Here is a 14,014-nt window from a genome sequence, read left to right on the forward strand (position 1 = left end):
CCCACGGACACTCCGCTCAGGCCTCGCACCGGCCCGGCGCTTGCGCGCCGCGGTTCGCGCGAGCGACTTGACGATGACAGGCGCGCGTGTCCATGACGTCCGATCCGGCGAACGTTCCCCACCCTGACGCATTGCCCAACCCGCGTGGCGGAGCCGTGCGCGCGGCCGACGCGTGGCTGGCGGCGGCCGCCGACGCATTCGAGCGGCGCGATGACGCAGCGGCGCCGCTTTCCGCGGCCGCGGCCGTGCTGGCGGAAGCCGGCTGGTTGCCGGCCGCACGGTTTGCCGGGCAACTGTCGGCCGCCGTGCCGCTCGTCGCCACCGAGCCGACCTCGGCCGGCTGGCGCGCCGCACTGCGCGATTTTCGTGCGGCCGTCGGACGCCACAACCTGCGCGAGCTCGCGTGCTCGCCCGTTCTCTTCGAGCATTTCCGTGCGTTGCGCGCGCAAAGCGCCGCCGACCTGCGCACGCACACGCCGCCGGATGCGCTCGCGCTGGTCGGTCGCGCGGTGCCGCCTGCCACGCTGCGCGCGTTGCCCGGCGCATTCGCGCCCCGGATTCGCGCCCGTTACGAGCAGGTGCTGCTCGGCGTACTGCGGGCCGAACACGGCGCGCCGGGCGCCGCGCTCGACGAACTCGACGCGCTGCTCGCCGCGCTCACCGACGACGGGCCGTACGATTTCTGGCGGCTCGCGGCCGCGTGTGCGCGCGCGCTGCGCGCAAGCGGCGCGCCGGAGCTGAAGCGCTTTCTCGCGCGGACCAACCTGCTGCTCGGCGAACACGCGCAGGGCCGACGCAGCGCGCCGCCCGAATTGGTGCGCGAGACGCTGGCGCTGCTGTGGCGCGATTTCGCGCTGTTCGGCGCCGCGGCCGAGGACGTCGCGCTCGTCGACGTATTGCACGACTACGGATTGACGGTCGACTGGCACGTCGCCGGCACGCCCGCGTCCGAAGCGTTGTGGGAGGCCGATGCCGCGCGGGCCGAGCGCGATGCGGTCGCGGCCGCGCCCACTCGCGCGCTCGGCGTCGTGACCGTCAACGCGCATGCCTATGAGGATTTCCTGCAGACCGCCGATGCGTCGATGGCCGATCTGGCGGCCGACCCGGCCACGGCCGACGCCGGCGCCGCGTGGCACGCGTCCGGCGCGGCCTATCGGGTCGGCACGGCCGCATGCGCGCTCGGGCTCGGCCACGCGGCGCTGCTCGCCGACACGCTCGGCCTGGCGTGGCGCCGCGCGGCGCACGGCGTGCCGCTCGCCGACGGCGGCCTCGACGCGCACCGCCACGCATCCGACATGCTGCGCGCGGCGCTCCTGAAGATCGCGGCCGGCGTCGCGCCGCCGGATCTCACCGCGGCGTCCGCAGCGCTCGGTACGGCGCTCGGCCGGACCTGACGAACAAGGGGACGGACACGCGACGGCGGCCCTTGTCGCGCGGGCCTGCAACACGCTGCCGACAGCGCCCGCGCGCGTGTTAGAGTGCCGTGTGATCCGCGCGCGCCGTTGCCAGCGTGGCGCGGCGTTGCTTGTTGATCGCGGCCCGGTCAGGTCGCGGCGTCTTTGCTAAAATTCAAACCATGTCAAAGCCTTCCGATCGCATCAATCTCACCAACCAGTTCCTGATCGCCATGCCCAACATGGCCGATCCGACGTTCTCGGGAACGGTGGTCTATCTTTGCGATCACAGCGAGCGCGGTGCGCTCGGCCTCGTCATCAATCGTCCTACCGACATCGACCTCGAATCGCTGTTCAACCGCATCGACCTGAAGCTCGACATCGAGCCGCTGCTGCACATTCCCGTGTACTTCGGCGGCCCGGTCCAGACCGAGCGTGGCTTCGTGCTGCACGAGCCGGTCGAGGGCGCGAGCTACAACTCGTCGATGTCCGTCGACGGCGGGCTCGAGATGACGACGTCGAAGGACGTGCTCGAGGCGGTCGCGACGGGCACCGGCCCGAAGCGCTTCCTGCTGACGCTCGGCCATGCAGGCTGGGGGGCAGGGCAGCTCGAGGAAGAAATTTCCCGCAACGGCTGGCTGACGGTCGCCGCCGATCCGCGCATCGTGTTCGACACGCCGGCCGAAGAGCGCTTCGAAGCCGCGCTCGGCCTGCTCGGCGTCAGCTCGTCGATGCTGTCCGGCGAAGCAGGGCACGCATGAGTGGCGCGAGCGCGCGCGATGCGACGCTCCTGGCGTTCGACTACGGCGAAAAACGGATCGGCGTCGCGATCGGCAACGCACTGACGCGCTCGGCCCGCGCGCTCGTCGTGATCCAGAATTTGAACCGCGAACACCGCTTCAAGGCGGTCGGCGACCTGCTGGCCGAATGGCGGCCGGACGCGCTCGTCGTGGGCCTGCCGATGCATCCGGACGGCACGCCGCACGACATGACGCAGCAGGCGAAGCGCTTCGGCAACCAGCTGAACGGCCGCTTCGGGCTGCCCGTCACGTGGGTCGACGAGCGCTATTCGTCGGTCGAGGCCGAGGCCGGACTGCGCGAGCGCAACGTGCGCGGCCGCGCACGCACCGACATGCTCGATGCCGAAGCCGCGCGCGTCATCCTTCAACAGTATCTCGATCAATTGTCCGACCATGAGCACCATTGACGCCGAGGCGCTTTACCGCGTCCTGCTCGACCAGATCCGCGCCGCGTACGGCACGACGTTCGCCGCACCGGGCGGCCCGCGGCTCGCCGGCATTCACAGCGGCGGCGCGTGGCTCGCCGAGCGCCTCGCACGCGATCTCGGCGCACCGGCGTTCGGCGTCGTCAACGTCGCGCTGCATCGCGACGACTACGCGAAGAAGGGGCTGCACAGCCAGGCCAGCCCGACGTCGCTGCCGTTCGAGATCGACGGCGCGCGCATCGTGCTCGTCGACGACGTGCTGTACACCGGGCGCACCGTGCGCGCGGCGCTCAACGAGCTGTTCGACTACGGCCGTCCGGCCGCGGTCGAGCTCGCCGTGCTGGCCGATCGCGGCGGCCGCGAGCTGCCGGTCGCTGCGCGCTTCGCGGGCGGCGCGCTCGACGTGCCGGCCGACGCGACGCTCGTGCTCGCGCGCGACGATGCGCGATTCACGCTGCGTATCGAGGCCCAGAGCGAGTCGCACGGCGCCTGAACGACACGCGAACCGTATCCCGGGCCGCTGGTTTGCACCGCGGCCCGTTTGCATAGTTGGAATCACGCACACCATGACCACCGACACCACTGGCCGCACCGGCAATCCCGCGGCGGCCGCGAGCCCCGACCGGTTTCGCTACGGGTTCCTGAAGGGCAACCCGCAGCTCACGAAAAACGGCGAGCTGAAGCATCTGCTGTCGATCGAGGGCCTGCCGCGCTCGATCGTCAATCACATCCTCGATACGGCCGAGCAGTTCGTCAGCGTGACGGACCGCGAGGTGAAGAAGGTGCCGCTGCTGCGCGGCAAGTCCGTGTTCAACCTGTTCTTCGAGAACTCGACGCGCACGCGCACGACCTTCGAGATCGCCGCGACGCGCCTGTCGGCCGACGTGCTGAACCTGAACATCAACGCGTCGTCGACGAGCAAGGGCGAATCGCTGCTCGACACGATCAACAACCTGTCGGCGATGCATGCCGACCTGTTCGTCGTGCGGCACGCGTCGAGCGGCGCGCCGTACCTGATCGCCGAGCACTGCGCGCCGCACGTGCACGTGATCAACGCCGGCGACGGCCGCCACGCGCACCCGACGCAGGGCCTGCTCGACATGTACACGATTCGTCACTACAAGCGCGACTTCACGAAGCTGCGCGTGGCGATCGTCGGCGACATCCTGCATTCGCGCGTCGCGCGCTCCGACATCCACGCGCTGACCACGCTCGGCGTGCCGGAAGTGCGCGCGATCGGCCCGCGCACGCTGCTGCCGGGCGGCCTCGAACAGATGGGCGTGAAGGTGTTCCACAACCTCGACGAGGGGCTGAAGGGCGTCGACGTGATCATCATGCTGCGCCTGCAGAACGAACGGATGAGCGGCGCGCTGCTGCCGTCCGCGCAGGAGTATTTCAAGACGTGGGGCCTGACGCCCGAGCGCCTCGCGCTCGCCGCGCCCGACGCGATCGTGATGCACCCGGGGCCGATGAACCGCGGCGTCGAGATCGATTCGCAGGTCGCCGACGGGCCGCAGTCGGTGATCCTCAACCAGGTCACGTTCGGCATCGCGGTGCGGATGGCGGTGATGGGCATCGTCGCCGGCAACAGCGACTGAGCCCGCTTTCGCGCCTCCTCGTTCAGGCATTCAACGCAATCAACGCATTCACAGACAGCGCATGAAGATTCATATCAAAGGCGGCACGCTGATCGACCCGGTCGCCGGTACCGAAGGGCAGGCCGACGTATTCGTCGCGGACGGCAAGATCGCCGCGCTGGGCAGCGCGCCCGCCGGTTTCAACGCGGACAAGACGATCGACGCGTCGGGCCTGGTCGTCGCGCCCGGCCTCGTCGACCTGTGCGCGCGGCTGCGCGAGCCCGGCTACGAACACAAGGCGACGCTCGCGTCCGAGATGGCCGCGGCCGTCGCGGGCGGCGTCACGACCCTCGTGTGCCCGCCGGACACCGATCCCGTGCTCGACGAGCCGGGCCTCGTCGAAATGCTCAAGTTCCGTGCGCGCAACCTCCACCAGGCGAACGTGCATCCGCTCGGCGCGCTGACGGTCGGCCTCAAGGGCGAGGTGATCACCGAGATGGTCGCGCTGACCGAATCCGGCTGTGTCGGCTTCACGCACGCCAACGTGCCGGTGCGCGACACGCAGGTGCTGCTGCGCGCGCTGCAGTACGCGAGCACCTATGGCTACACGACGTGGCTGCGTCCGCTCGACGCGTTCATCGGCCGCGGCGGCGTGGCCGCGAGCGGCGCGCTTGCGTCGCGGCTCGGGCTGTCCGGCGTGCCGGTCGCGGCCGAGACGATCGCGCTGCACACCATTTTCGAACTGATGCGCGTGACGGGCGCACGCGTGCACCTCGCGCGGCTGTCGTCGGCGGCCGGCCTCGCGCTCGTGCGCGCGGCGAAGGCGGAAGGGCTGCCCGTGACCTGCGACGTCGGCGTGAACCACGTCCACCTGATCGACGTCGACATCGGCTACTTCGATTCGCAGTTCCGGCTCGACCCGCCGCTGCGCAGCGAGCGCGATCGCGAAGCGATCCGCGTGGCGCTCGCCGACGGCACGATCGACGCGATCTGCTCGGATCACACGCCGGTCGACGACGACGAGAAGCTGCTGCCGTTCGGCGAAGCGACGCCGGGCGCGACGGGGCTCGAACTGCTGCTGTCGCTGACGCTGAAGTGGGCGGACGAGACGCGCACGCCGCTCGCGCAGGCGCTGCGCCGCATCACGTCCGCGCCGGCCGACGTGCTGCAACTGCCGGCGGGCCGCCTCGCCGAAGGCGGCGCGGCCGACCTGTGCGTGTTCGATCCGCGCGCGCACTGGCGCGTCGAGCCGCGTGCGCTGAAGAGCCAGGGCCACAACTCGCCGTTCCTCGGCTACGAACTGCCGGCCACCGTGCGTACCACGCTCGTGGCCGGGCAGGTCGCGTTCGAGCGCCACTGAACCTCGCCGGACCTTCGCCATGATCGCCTTTCGCAAGCTGCGTCTCGTCTTTCACCTGTTGCGCGGCATGGTGATCGTCGCGCTGCGTTTTTCGCATGTCACGCCCGCGCGCCGCGCCGAGATGACGCGCCGCTGGTCGATCAAGATGCTGCGGATCTGCGGGATGCGCCTCGTCGTCCACAACGACGGCGCGCGGCTCGACGCGAGCGCGCTCGTCGTCGGCAACCACGTGTCGTGGCTCGACATCTACGCGGTCAACGCGTGGCGGCCGACGCCGTTCGTGTCGAAGGCCGAGGTGCGGCAATGGCCGGTCGTCGGCTGGCTCGCCGAGAAGCTCGACACCGTGTTCCTGCAGCGCGAGAAGCGCACCGAGGCGATGCGGATCATGCACGAGATGGCCGAGCGCCTGCGCACCGGCGGGCTGATGTGCGTGTTTCCGGAAGGGACGACGTCCGATGGCCAGGAGCTGCTGCCGTTCCATGCGAACCTGTTCCAGGCCGCGGTCTCGGCCGGCTGCGCGGTGCAGCCGATCTGCCTGATGTACGAGGACGCGAGCGGGCGGCAGTCGGTCGCGCCGGCCTACACGGGCGACCTGTCGCTCGGCAAGTCGCTCGACATGGTGCTGCGCGGCGGCCCGCTCATTGCGCATCTGTATGTGTGCGAACCGATCGCGCCGGGTGGCGACCGTCGCGCGACGTCCGCGGCGGCGCGCGACGCGATCGCCGCTGCACTGGCGACGCTGCAGGAGAAGGTCGGCAAGCCGACGGCCGAATCGCTCGCCGAGTTGCAGAAGCATGCGTATCCGGCGACCGAGCTCGGTGCCGGTGCGGCGGGCGAGGCGACGACCGACGCGCCCGTGCCGGGGCGCGAGGGCTGACGCGCCGACCGGCCGGGGCCGGCCAATCAGCGTGCCGTCACTCGCCGCCCGGCGAGCGGCACGCTTCGCACTGCACCTGCGTGACCGTGCGCTGCGCCGGATCGGCCGTGAGCCGCACGGCCGACAACTGGTTTCCCCATACGCATCCCGAATCGAGCGCGACGACGTTGTCGCGCAGCATCAGGCCGAGCGCGGCCCAGTGCCCGAACACGACCGTCACGTCCTCGGTGCGGCGCCCGGGCACGTCGAACCACGGCAGGTAGCCGGGCGGCGCGCTGTCGGGGCCGCCGTTCGCCTTGAACTCCATCGTGCCGTCGGGCGTGCAGAAGCGCAGGCGCGTGAACGCGTTGAACGCGACGCGCATCCGGTCGCGTTTTTTCAGGTCCGGACTCCATTGATTCGGCTCGTTGCCGTACAGGTCTTGCAGCGTGTCGCGCCAATCGGGGGCACGCAGCGCGCGCTGGAGCTCGTCCGCGAGTTCGAGCGCGAGCGTGGCGCCCCATTGCGGCAACACGCCGGCGTGCACGAGCAGCTTTCCGTCTTCGACATGCACGAACGGGCGGTGGCGGACCCAGTCGAGCAGCGCATCGGCGTCGGGCGCGTCGAGGATCTCGCCGATCGTGTCGCCCGGGCGCTCGGTGCGCAGCCCGGCGGAGACCGCGAGCAGGTGGAGGTCGTGATTGCCCAGCACGACGGTCGCGCGCGGGCCGAGATCGACGACCGCGCGCAGCGCGGCAAGGGAGCCCGGGCCGCGGTTGACGACGTCGCCGGCGATCCAGAGGGGCGTGTCGGTGGGCGGCGAAAGCTTTTCGTACAGCGCCTGGAAAGCGGTGTGACAGCCTTGGATGTCGCCGATGGCGATGGGAGGGGAAGTCATGGGGCAGGGGATTTCGCGAGTATCGAGAACACGGGAAAAATTATCCAGTCACTGCAGTGTTGCGCAATTTGTGTTCCGCAACCGCGCGTTGATTTGGCAAGAAATTTCATGCCCGGAAAGGGTTCGAAGCGCTGTATCAAGTTGTTAGCGGCATGGCTTTTGCAGGGGGCGGCTACCTATAATTGTCGCTTTCCCCAACAAAATTAGCATTTCATGACTTTGGAGGCCATGTCGACCGGTTAAAATTCCCGGTCTGACGTGGCGATCACAAGCTACTGGCATTTGCGAATCTGATGTGGCAGGCGCCTCTGATGGCGTCTGCCGCGCATTATTTGAGGGAGCCTCATGATCCTGGTTACGGGCGGCGCGGGTTTTATCGGTGCCAATTTTGTACTCGACTGGCTGCGTGCATCCGACGAAGCCGTGCTCAACGTTGACAAGCTGACGTACGCAGGGAACCTGCGCACGCTGCAGTCGCTCGACGGGAACCCGAAGCACGTGTTCGCGCGCGTCGACATCTGCGACCGTGACGCGCTGGACGCCCTCCTGGCCGAGCACAAGCCCCGCGCGGTGCTGCACTTCGCCGCGGAAAGCCACGTCGATCGCTCGATCCACGGTCCCGCGGACTTCGTGCAGACCAACGTCGTCGGCACGTTCACGCTGCTCGAGGCTACCCGCCAGTACTGGAACGGTCTGAACGACGCCGACAAGGCCGCGTTCCGTTTCCTGCACGTATCGACCGACGAGGTGTTCGGTTCGCTGTCGGCCACCGACCCGCAATTCTCGGAGACGACGCCGTACGCGCCGAACAGCCCGTATTCCGCGACGAAGGCGGGTTCCGACCACCTGGTGCGCGCGTATCACCATACGTATGGCCTGCCGGTGCTGACGACGAACTGTTCGAACAACTACGGCCCGTACCAGTTCCCGGAAAAGCTGATCCCGCTGATGATCGCGAACGCGCTCGCGGGCAAGCCGCTGCCGGTGTATGGCGACGGCCAGAACGTGCGCGACTGGCTGTACGTCGGCGACCACTGCAGCGCGATCCGCGAAGTGCTCGCGCGTGGCGTACCGGGCGAGACGTACAACGTCGGCGGCTGGAACGAGAAGAAGAACCTCGAAGTCGTGCATACGCTGTGCGACCTGCTCGACAAGGCGCGCCCGAAGGCAGCGGGTTCGTACCGTGACCAGATCATCTATGTGACCGACCGGCCCGGCCACGATCGCCGCTACGCGATCGATGCGCGCAAGCTCGAACGCGAACTCGGCTGGAAGCCCGCGGAAACGTTCGAGACGGGCCTGGCGAAGACGGTCGACTGGTACCTCGACAACCAGGCCTGGGCCGACGAGGTCGCATCCGGCGAGTACCGCAAGTGGGTCGAGACGAACTACGCGAAACGCACCTGAGGAGAGAAGCGATGGCACGTAAAGGCATCATTCTCGCCGGCGGCTCGGGCACCCGGTTGTATCCGATCACGCACGTCGTGTCGAAGCAGCTCCTGCCGGTATACGACAAGCCGATGATCTACTACCCGCTGTCGACGCTGATGATCGCGGGTATTCGCGATGTGCTGATCATCTCGACGCCGCAGGACACGCCGCGCTTCGAGTCGATGCTCGGCGACGGCAGCCAGTGGGGGATGAACATCCAGTACGCGGTGCAGCCGTCGCCCGACGGCCTCGCGCAGGCGTTCATCATCGGCAAGGAGTTCGTCGGCAACGATCCGTCGGCGCTGATCCTCGGCGACAACATCTTCTACGGGCACGATCTCGCGAAGCAGCTCGAGCGTGCGCATGCGCAGGAAAGCGGCGCGACCGTGTTTGCGTATCACGTGCACGACCCGGAGCGTTATGGTGTCGTCGAATTCGACAAGTCGTTCCGCGCGCTGTCGATCGAGGAGAAGCCGGCGAAGCCGCGTTCGAACTACGCGGTGACGGGCCTGTACTTCTACGACAACCAGGTGTGCGACATCGCGGCCGACATCAAGCCGTCGCCGCGCGGCGAGCTCGAAATCACCGACGTCAACTCGCGCTATCTCGATAGCGGCGCGCTGAACGTCGAGATCATGGGGCGCGGCTATGCGTGGCTCGATACCGGCACGCACGATTCGCTGATCGAGGCGGCCAGTTTCATCGCGACGCTGCAGAAGCGGCAAGGTCTCGTGGTCGCCTGTCCGGAAGAGATCGCGTATCGCCGCAACTGGATCGACGCGGAACAAGTGCTGAAGCTCACCCAGCCGCTCGCGAAGAACGCATACGGTCAGTACCTGAAGAACATTCTTACGGATCAAGTCGCATGGCCATCCAAGTAACGGCAACGGCGCTGCCCGAAGTCAAGATTATCGAGCCGAAGGTGTTCGGCGACGCGCGCGGGTTCTTCTACGAAAGCTTCAACGGGAAGGAATTCGCCGAGCAGGTCGCACCCGGCGTCGAATTCGTGCAGGACAACCATTCGCGCTCGTCGAAGGGCGTGCTGCGCGGCCTGCACTATCAGATCCAGCACGCGCAGGGCAAGCTCGTTCGCGTGGTCGAGGGCGAAGTGTTCGACGTCGCCGTCGACATTCGCAAGGATTCGCCCAACTTCGGCAAGTGGGTGGGTGTGGTGCTGTCGAACGACAACCATCGGCAACTGTGGGTGCCGCCCGGCTTCGCGCACGGGTTCGTCGTGCTGTCGGAGGCCGCGCAGTTCCTTTACAAGACGACCGACTACTGGTTCCCCGAACACGAGCGCAGCATCGTGTGGAACGACCCGGAGATCGGGATCGAGTGGCCGATCGATTTCGAGCCGCTGCTGGCGGCGAAGGATGCGGCCGGCAAGCGTTTGAGCGAAGCCGAAGTTTATGCGTGAGGTGGGTGTGACTCCTGAGCCGACGATTCTCGTGACGGGTGTGAATGGCCAGGTCGGGTTCGAACTGCTGCGCTCGCTGCAAGGACTCGGCCGCGTGGTCGCATGCGACCGCTCGATGCTCGACCTGTCCGACCTCGATCGGGTGCGCAGCGTCGTACGCGAGCTGAAGCCGTCGATCATCGTGAACCCGGCCGCGTACACGGCCGTCGACAAGGCCGAGACGGACGTCGACGCCGCGCGCCGGCTGAATGCCGAAGTCCCGCGTGCTTTCGCAGAGGAGGCGGCGCGCCTCGGTGCAGCGCTGGTTCATTACTCGACCGACTATGTGTTCGACGGCACCAAAGAGGGTGCCTATGTCGAAACGGACGCGACCAACCCGCAGAACGTCTACGGGCTGACCAAGCTGGAGGGCGAGCAGGCCATCGCGGCGACCGGTTGCGCACACTTGATCCTGCGGACCAGCTGGGTGTACGGCCGCCGCGGCAAGAACTTCCTGCTGACGATGCTGAAGCTCGGGAGCGAGCGTCCTGAGTTGCGTGTCGTCGCGGATCAGGTTGGCGCGCCGACATGGTCGAAGACGATCGCCACCGCGACCGCGCACATCGTCGCGCAGGCATTGGCGGCCGATGACGCGGACTGGTGGGCTCAGCGTTCCGGCGTCTATCACTTCACGTCCGCGGGCGCCACGTCGTGGCACGGGTTTGCCGAGGCAATCTTCGCCCACGCGATGGGCGAGCATGCGCCGAAGGTGTTGCCGATTCCGGCGAGCGACTACCCGGTTCCCGCCAAGCGCCCGTCCAATTCGCGACTGTCGCACGACAAGCTGACCGAAGCATTCGGGTTGCGGTTGCCGGACTGGGCCGATGCGCTGAAGCTGTGCCTGAGTGAGTAACTTGAATCAGAATTCCGCGGTTCGGGAGCAGACCGGTGTCGTGATCGTGTTCTACCGGCCGGATAGCGGTTGCGTAGCCCGTGCGAACCGGCTCGCCAAAGTATGGCCATGCGTGGTGGTGGATAACACGGAGAGCATCAGTGTACCGGAAGCGCTCGGGCTCGACGCGCGTATCGATTATGTTGCGAACGGCGCCAATCTTGGCATCGCGACGGCGCTCAACCAAGGCATCGAACGGCTGGCCGCGGCGAACTGTACGTCGGTATTGCTGTTCGATCAGGATAGCGAGCCGTCAGACGAATTGCTGGTCGAACTGCCTCGGACGATGGCGGCCGAGCGCATGCGTAATCGTCGCGTGGCGCTCGTCGGCCCCGCGTACGAGGATGCCCGATTGGGCGGCGTCGCGCCGTTCGTCCGCTTCGGGTACGTGAAGCTGCGCCGGGTTCAGCCGGACGGTGTGCAACCGGTCGAGGTCGACTTTCTGATTACGTCGGGATCGTGCGTGAATCTCGCTGTATGGCGTGACATCGGCCCGATGGACGATTCGCTGTTCATCGACTTCGTCGATCTCGAATGGTGTGTCCGCGCGCGCTCGAAGGGGTATTCGGTGCTCGGCGCGCCGGCATTGCGGTTGAAGCATGAACTGGGTGGCGAGCCGGTGAAGGTGTTCGGGCGGAGCTACCCGGGGCACAGCGCGGTTCGGCACTACTATCTGTTCCGCAACGCGATCGCGCTGATCCGGCGTTCCTACGTACCCTGGAGCTGGAAGTCGACCGAACTGGTCAAGATGCCGGTCCGGCTTGCGATCTACGCGTTGTTCATGCAGCCTCGCGTGGCGCACCTGCGGCTCTCATTGCTCGGCATCTGGCACGGACTGACCGGTCGTACCGGTGCGCTCTGATGTACCGGCCCATTTTTCAATCTCATTCAACTAGAAAGCTTGCATGCTGACTCTTTCACTTGCTGATCTCAAACAGAGCATTGCCTCGTGGCGGTTATGGACGCTGCTCGGCTGGCTCGAAATCCGGCAGCGCTATGCTCGCTCGAGTGTCGGACCGTTCTGGCTCACGATCAGCATGGGCGTGATGATTACGTCGCTCGGCGTGGTCTACGGTACGTTGTTCGGACAAAAGATGAACGAATATCTGCCGTTCCTCGCATCGAGCATCGTGCTGTGGGGGCTTTTTTCGCAGACGATCCAGGAGGGAAGCATCGCGTATATCAGCAGCGGCGCCTACATACGCCAGGTGCCCACACCGAAGCTGATCTACATTCTGCAAGTCGTATGGCGGAACCTGATCGTGCTGGCACACAACTTCGTGATTGTCATCGGTCTTCTGATGATCTTCGGCGTCAAAAGCTGGGAGACGCTGCCGATGTTCATTCCGGGGCTGCTTCTGTATGTGCTGAATGCAATGTGGATCGCCATGCTGACAAGCCTGTTGTCCGCACGATTCCGCGACCTTCCGCAGATCATTGGCGCGCTGCTTCAAGTCGCATTCTATGTAACACCCATCATCTTTCGTCCAGACGCGCTGAATCGCTTTTCGTTCATCGTCGAATGGAATCCGCTTGCTTACCTGATCGATGTCGTTCGCGGCCCGCTGATCGGACAAATGCCGAGCGCGCTGACGTGGGGAGTGACCATCGGCATGGCGGTCGTTGGATGGCCGATCGCACTGCTCATGACCGGTCGTTATCTGAAACGTCTTCCGTACTGGGTCTGAAGGGGGCGACATGGCACACATTGAACTGAAGAACGTGACGCTGGATTTGCCGATCTACGACGTCCAGGGCCGCTCGCTGAAGAAACAGGTGCTTCGCATGGGGCGACGCAACCGGATCGCGGAGGGCAACGACGGCGTCATCGTCGTACGGGCGCTCGACGATCTGAGTTTCCGCTTCGATCGAGGCGATCGCGTGGGGCTCATTGGTCACAACGGCGCGGGAAAGTCGACGCTGCTGCGCGCGATGGCCGGCATTTATCCTCCGACAGCCGGCTCGCTGTCACGCGTGGGCAAGGCCGTGCCGCTGCTCGACATCAGCCTCGGCATGGACGAGAACTCGACCGGTATGCAGAACATCCGGTTGCGCGGCCTGCTGCTCGGCATGACTGACGCGGAGATTCGCAAAAAGCAGAACGATATCGCTGATTTCAGCGAATTGGGCGACTACCTCGATCTGCCGATCCGTACTTATTCGAGCGGCATGAAGATGCGGCTTGCATTCGCCGTGTCCACGGCGGTCGACGCCGAGATCCTGCTGCTCGATGAAGTGATGGGCGTGGGCGATGCGTCGTTCATGCACAAGGCCGAGGCGCGTCTCGAGGAACTGCACGACCGCGCCGAGATCGTCGTGCTCGCGATGCACTCGAACAAGGAGATCCGCAAGGTGTGCAACAAGGCGCTGTGGATGGAGCGCGGGCGTGTGCGCGCTTTCGGGGAAGTCGACGACGTCGTGTCGCAATATGCTGCTTCGGTGGGGGAGTGATGGTTGTGAAGTCGAACGCCGGTATGGCTGGGTGCTGAACCGATGAAGTTGCGCAAAGCACGCTCGTTCGTGAACCGGGTGGCGGGTGACGGTGGATTGCGACTGGTCGTGCGCAAGGCTTACGGTATCTTCCGCCGGGAAGGAGTTGCCGGCATCAGAAGCCGGATCGCATGGTTGCGCGCGGGCGCGCCGGGTGTCATCGATCCGGTTCTCTATGCAGAATGGGTTCGCCGTTACGATCAGGTTGACGACGCAACGCGCGCGGCCATTCGCGAGCGTATCGCCGGTTTCGCGAATCCGCCGCTGATTTCAGTGGTGATGCCCGTCTACAATCCCGATCCCGCTTGGGAAACGCTGATCAATGGACCAACTTCCGAAGTTGCAGGCGAGATGGCTTCAAATTTTCTGGATGACGAAGCGAATCGGCGCTCAATTCAGTGAATTTGGCGCGTAAGCGAGCCTCCCTGCTCGCAT

General features: G+C 66.3%; 16 protein-coding genes. 15 read left to right on the forward strand and 1 reads right to left on the reverse strand.

All coding sequences use genetic code 11. The features are described from left to right. The first annotated feature begins 92 nt into the window (after positions 1-92). The 7 genes from H0X91_RS32115 to H0X91_RS32145 all read left to right on the forward strand — a co-directional run bounded on the left by H0X91_RS32115 (position 93) and on the right by H0X91_RS32145 (position 6,433). Positions 93-1,394, forward strand: coding sequence for a hypothetical protein (locus tag H0X91_RS32115; protein ID WP_196433670.1), 1,302 nt, complete (start codon positions 93-95; stop codon positions 1,392-1,394). A 182-nt stretch (positions 1,395-1,576) separates the two neighbouring features. After that, a complete protein-coding gene (locus H0X91_RS32120; RefSeq protein ID WP_006491354.1) occupies positions 1,577-2,155 on the forward strand; it encodes a YqgE/AlgH family protein in 579 nt (192 codons plus the stop codon). Continuing rightward, positions 2,152-2,601 (forward strand): Holliday junction resolvase RuvX, encoded by a 450-nt coding sequence (gene ruvX / locus H0X91_RS32125; RefSeq protein WP_006476737.1) that lies wholly within the window; start codon positions 2,152-2,154, stop codon positions 2,599-2,601. The genes H0X91_RS32120 and ruvX overlap by 4 nt, the downstream gene beginning before the upstream one ends. Continuing rightward, entirely contained in the window at positions 2,588-3,112 is a 525-nt protein-coding gene (gene pyrR, locus H0X91_RS32130) for a bifunctional pyr operon transcriptional regulator/uracil phosphoribosyltransferase PyrR (RefSeq protein ID WP_006493013.1), read from the forward strand. The genes ruvX and pyrR overlap by 14 nt, the downstream gene beginning before the upstream one ends. Positions 3,113-3,185: 73 nt before the next feature. Beyond that, the gene (locus tag H0X91_RS32135) at positions 3,186-4,217 is read left to right on the forward strand and encodes an aspartate carbamoyltransferase catalytic subunit (protein WP_006476735.1); all 1,032 of its coding nucleotides are present in this window, start codon (positions 3,186-3,188) and stop codon (positions 4,215-4,217) included. A 61-nt stretch (positions 4,218-4,278) separates the two neighbouring features. Then, positions 4,279-5,556 carry a dihydroorotase gene (locus tag H0X91_RS32140; RefSeq protein ID WP_006485101.1) on the forward strand — a complete coding sequence of 426 codons (1,278 nt, stop codon included), beginning with the start codon at positions 4,279-4,281 and terminating at the stop codon, positions 5,554-5,556. A gap of 19 nt (positions 5,557-5,575) precedes the next feature. Further along, positions 5,576-6,433, forward strand: coding sequence for a lysophospholipid acyltransferase family protein (locus tag H0X91_RS32145; protein WP_080322916.1), 858 nt, complete (start codon positions 5,576-5,578; stop codon positions 6,431-6,433). 37 nt (positions 6,434-6,470) lie between these two features. Here the strand turns inward: H0X91_RS32145 and H0X91_RS32150 are convergent, their stop codons facing one another. After that, positions 6,471-7,310 carry a symmetrical bis(5'-nucleosyl)-tetraphosphatase gene (locus H0X91_RS32150; protein ID WP_196433671.1) on the reverse strand — a complete coding sequence of 280 codons (840 nt, stop codon included), beginning with the start codon at positions 7,308-7,310 and terminating at the stop codon, positions 6,471-6,473. Between the two features lie 345 nt (positions 7,311-7,655). Between H0X91_RS32150 and rfbB the strand changes: the two genes are divergently transcribed. The 8 genes from rfbB to H0X91_RS32190 are packed head-to-tail and all read left to right on the forward strand — an operon-like array spanning position 7,656 to position 13,981. Beyond that, a complete protein-coding gene (gene rfbB / locus H0X91_RS32155; protein WP_196433672.1) occupies positions 7,656-8,717 on the forward strand; it encodes a dTDP-glucose 4,6-dehydratase in 1,062 nt (353 codons plus the stop codon). 11 nt (positions 8,718-8,728) lie between these two features. After that, entirely contained in the window at positions 8,729-9,622 is an 894-nt protein-coding gene (rfbA, locus tag H0X91_RS32160; protein ID WP_196433673.1) for a glucose-1-phosphate thymidylyltransferase RfbA, read from the forward strand. Next, positions 9,607-10,158 (forward strand): dTDP-4-dehydrorhamnose 3,5-epimerase, encoded by a 552-nt coding sequence (rfbC, locus tag H0X91_RS32165; RefSeq protein ID WP_011544743.1) that lies wholly within the window; start codon positions 9,607-9,609, stop codon positions 10,156-10,158. The genes rfbA and rfbC overlap by 16 nt, the downstream gene beginning before the upstream one ends. Then, a complete protein-coding gene (rfbD, locus tag H0X91_RS32170) occupies positions 10,151-11,050 on the forward strand; it encodes a dTDP-4-dehydrorhamnose reductase (RefSeq protein ID WP_196433674.1) in 900 nt (299 codons plus the stop codon). The genes rfbC and rfbD overlap by 8 nt, the downstream gene beginning before the upstream one ends. Position 11,051: 1 nt before the next feature. Further along, positions 11,052-11,951 carry a glycosyltransferase family 2 protein gene (locus H0X91_RS32175; protein WP_230878070.1) on the forward strand — a complete coding sequence of 300 codons (900 nt, stop codon included), beginning with the start codon at positions 11,052-11,054 and terminating at the stop codon, positions 11,949-11,951. 43 nt (positions 11,952-11,994) lie between these two features. Then, a complete protein-coding gene (locus H0X91_RS32180) occupies positions 11,995-12,777 on the forward strand; it encodes an ABC transporter permease (RefSeq protein WP_023475278.1) in 783 nt (260 codons plus the stop codon). Between the two features lie 10 nt (positions 12,778-12,787). Continuing rightward, positions 12,788-13,540, forward strand: a complete 753-nt coding sequence (locus tag H0X91_RS32185; protein ID WP_023475277.1) for an ABC transporter ATP-binding protein — start codon at positions 12,788-12,790, stop codon at positions 13,538-13,540. A gap of 42 nt (positions 13,541-13,582) precedes the next feature. Next, positions 13,583-13,981, forward strand: a complete 399-nt coding sequence (locus tag H0X91_RS32190; protein ID WP_230878071.1) for a hypothetical protein — start codon at positions 13,583-13,585, stop codon at positions 13,979-13,981. Positions 13,982-14,014 lie beyond the last annotated feature (33 nt).

The sequence above is a fragment of the Burkholderia sp. 9777_1386 genome, from assembly GCF_015712265.1.
Taxonomy (GTDB): Bacteria; Pseudomonadota; Gammaproteobacteria; order Burkholderiales; family Burkholderiaceae; genus Burkholderia; species Burkholderia cenocepacia.

Excerpts from the sequence above, each read along its gene's own strand:
- rfbB (WP_196433672.1), top strand. The coding sequence starts at position 7,656 with ATGATCCTGGTTACGGGCGGCGCGGGTTTTATCGGTGCCAATTTTGTA.
- H0X91_RS32190 (WP_230878071.1), top strand. The coding sequence starts at position 13,583 with ATGAAGTTGCGCAAAGCACGCTCGTTCGTGAACCGGGTGGCGGGTGAC.
- H0X91_RS32145 (WP_080322916.1), top strand. The coding sequence starts at position 5,576 with ATGATCGCCTTTCGCAAGCTGCGTCTCGTCTTTCACCTGTTGCGCGGC.
- H0X91_RS32115 (WP_196433670.1), top strand. The coding sequence starts at position 93 with ATGACGTCCGATCCGGCGAACGTTCCCCACCCTGACGCATTGCCCAAC.
- ruvX (WP_006476737.1), top strand. The coding sequence starts at position 2,152 with ATGAGTGGCGCGAGCGCGCGCGATGCGACGCTCCTGGCGTTCGACTAC.
- H0X91_RS32140 (WP_006485101.1), top strand. The coding sequence starts at position 4,279 with ATGAAGATTCATATCAAAGGCGGCACGCTGATCGACCCGGTCGCCGGT.
- pyrR (WP_006493013.1), top strand. The coding sequence starts at position 2,588 with ATGAGCACCATTGACGCCGAGGCGCTTTACCGCGTCCTGCTCGACCAG.
- rfbC (WP_011544743.1), top strand. The coding sequence starts at position 9,607 with ATGGCCATCCAAGTAACGGCAACGGCGCTGCCCGAAGTCAAGATTATC.
- rfbA (WP_196433673.1), top strand. The coding sequence starts at position 8,729 with ATGGCACGTAAAGGCATCATTCTCGCCGGCGGCTCGGGCACCCGGTTG.
- rfbD (WP_196433674.1), top strand. The coding sequence starts at position 10,151 with ATGCGTGAGGTGGGTGTGACTCCTGAGCCGACGATTCTCGTGACGGGT.
- H0X91_RS32150 (WP_196433671.1), bottom strand. The coding sequence starts at position 7,310 with ATGACTTCCCCTCCCATCGCCATCGGCGACATCCAAGGCTGTCACACC.
- H0X91_RS32185 (WP_023475277.1), top strand. The coding sequence starts at position 12,788 with ATGGCACACATTGAACTGAAGAACGTGACGCTGGATTTGCCGATCTAC.
- H0X91_RS32120 (WP_006491354.1), top strand. The coding sequence starts at position 1,577 with ATGTCAAAGCCTTCCGATCGCATCAATCTCACCAACCAGTTCCTGATC.
- H0X91_RS32135 (WP_006476735.1), top strand. The coding sequence starts at position 3,186 with ATGACCACCGACACCACTGGCCGCACCGGCAATCCCGCGGCGGCCGCG.
- H0X91_RS32180 (WP_023475278.1), top strand. The coding sequence starts at position 11,995 with ATGCTGACTCTTTCACTTGCTGATCTCAAACAGAGCATTGCCTCGTGG.